Origin of the sequence: Mesorhizobium sp. M4B.F.Ca.ET.017.02.2.1 (assembly GCF_003998955.1) — a bacterium.
Lineage (GTDB): Bacteria > Pseudomonadota > Alphaproteobacteria > Rhizobiales > Rhizobiaceae > Mesorhizobium > Mesorhizobium abyssinicae.
In genome coordinates this window covers 1-1777 of the sequence record NZ_RZOF01000589.1, presented here as the reverse complement: position 1 = coordinate 1777, position 1777 = coordinate 1, and the positions used below count along the sequence as shown (strand labels likewise).

Genomic DNA, 1777 nt, shown 5'->3' with positions numbered 1-1777 from the left:
ATCAGATCTGGGAGAAATTCAAGGGCCTCAGCAGAGAGAACGTTCACCCGCGGTGGCAGGACGAGATCCTCTCGGCAATAGGCAACCTCGAAACGGCAGGCCTTGGGCCCCTTCTGGATGCCCTCTCTCGACGGGGCAGGCGATATGCCGAAGAAGACGCCGCGCGTGAACTGGCCCGATCTTCCGAAGCGTTCCAGTGATTCGTCGAGACGGACGGGCAAGCACATAACTGGTATCCAAACGGCCAAGGCCGCTATGGTCTCGGAAGATTTTCCTGAGGCGGGTTGGGGGAGTGTCATGTAGCCCTGCTCTCGTCGACGATATGTCGAAGATTGTCGATGCCGTCTGGATGAAGACGAGGACAGCTTCGCTTTATTCGGCGACCAGATTGCCAAGTAGGCGCTCAGGCCATCCTCTTGCGAGAACATCTCGGCTCGAGGATTGCGTAAAAAGTTTTCGTCTGGCCGACGAGAAGCTCGAGGTTGTGGAGACCTTTCCTAGTCTACACTTGACCGCCCCCCAAAATGCGTCCTGGCGTGATAATTTTCGCTATGGCGGCGCTGTTTGCGGTGGGTTGCGGGACCCACGCCGAAATGGGCCTGAAAGGCCCGTGAGAAATGACTGCGGTTGGAAAAGCCTGTGGCCAGCGCGACTTCGACGAGCGGCAGGTTTGACTGTTGGAGAATCTCGTCGGCCTTCTCCAACCGTAAAGACCGATAGAACTGCATCACGCTCTGTCCTAACTGTTCCGTTGCCAACCGCTCTAATTGCCGCATCCCAATACCACTCAAGTGTACCAGATCGTCCAGCTTCAGCGGGTCCGCAATGTGGCTTGTCATCAATTGCACCATGGCGACCAGAGCGGGATGGCGCAGATCGTACCTGCGTATTGGGTCCAATTGCTGAGGGGCCTCGGCCTGCCGGATGCCGGTATGGATGAACCAATCGCTGACCGCACGGGCCAATTCCACACCGTGATCTGAAGCGATCAGCGCATGGGTCATGTCTAGGGGGGCCATGCCGCCCGCGCAGGTGAAGCGGTCACGATCGATGACGAACAGCCGCCGTTCGATGAGTGCGTCGGGATACATCTCCCGCATTGCATCAATGTGCTGCCAGTGAATTGTGAACCGGCGTGACGACATCACACCCGCTGCCGCCAGGATTGCCGCTCCGCCTGAGATTCCGCCCAAAGGCACACCCGACCGGGCGAGACGGCGCAGCCAAGCGAGGATCCTGTCGTCTCGATAGGTGAGCGGGTTGCCGCCGGCGACGACGAAGAGAATATCGAAATCAGTGCCTGCTTGTGAAACAGGTTCGGTCTCGAACGCGCCCGAGACGGAACTGCGCATCCACCCGCCCTTGGCCGACATGAAGTTCAGATCGTAAACAATCCGCCCGCTAAGCAGGTTGGCGGCGCGCAGCGGCTCGACCGCGGAGGCTGCGGACATCAGGGCATAGCCTTCGATCAGCAGGAAACCGTATCGCCGCGGGCTGCCGAGATTCCCGTCAATCATCCCGTTGAAAATCCTATCATCCACATCGTTCGCCCATGTCCGGCAAAAGCACACATGAGTCAATTTTGAAAACACCTCACTGCCCTTGCCGTGACATAGTCTCGGCGGTCCAAGGAGTACTTGATATGAAGTTTTCCGGATTCCGCATCTTTGCTGAAGCGCTCAAGGGTCACACCGGGTGGCGGCCGCTCTGGCGCAACCCTGAGCCCAAGCCCGCCTATGACTACGTGATCATCGGCGGGGGGGGGCACGGCCTTGCG

2 protein-coding genes and 1 pseudogene are annotated in these 1777 nt (G+C 58.8%); 2 read left to right on the top strand and 1 reads right to left on the bottom strand.

Going from position 1 to position 1777, the window contains the following annotated elements; genetic code table 11:
• Window positions 1-200: hypothetical protein (locus tag EN738_RS36020; protein WP_135899035.1), on the top strand; the 200-nt coding region annotated here is incomplete at its 5' end.
• A gap of 297 nt (window positions 201-497) precedes the next feature.
• Here the strand turns inward: EN738_RS36020 and EN738_RS34105 are convergent.
• Window positions 498-1592 (bottom strand): GlxA family transcriptional regulator, encoded by a 1095-nt coding sequence (locus EN738_RS34105; protein WP_210214105.1) that lies wholly within the window; start codon window positions 1590-1592, stop codon window positions 498-500.
• A 50-nt stretch (window positions 1593-1642) separates the two neighbouring features.
• Between EN738_RS34105 and EN738_RS36675 the strand changes: the two are divergent.
• Window positions 1643-1777 (top strand): annotated as a pseudogene (locus EN738_RS36675) (sarcosine oxidase subunit beta); the annotation flags it as partial.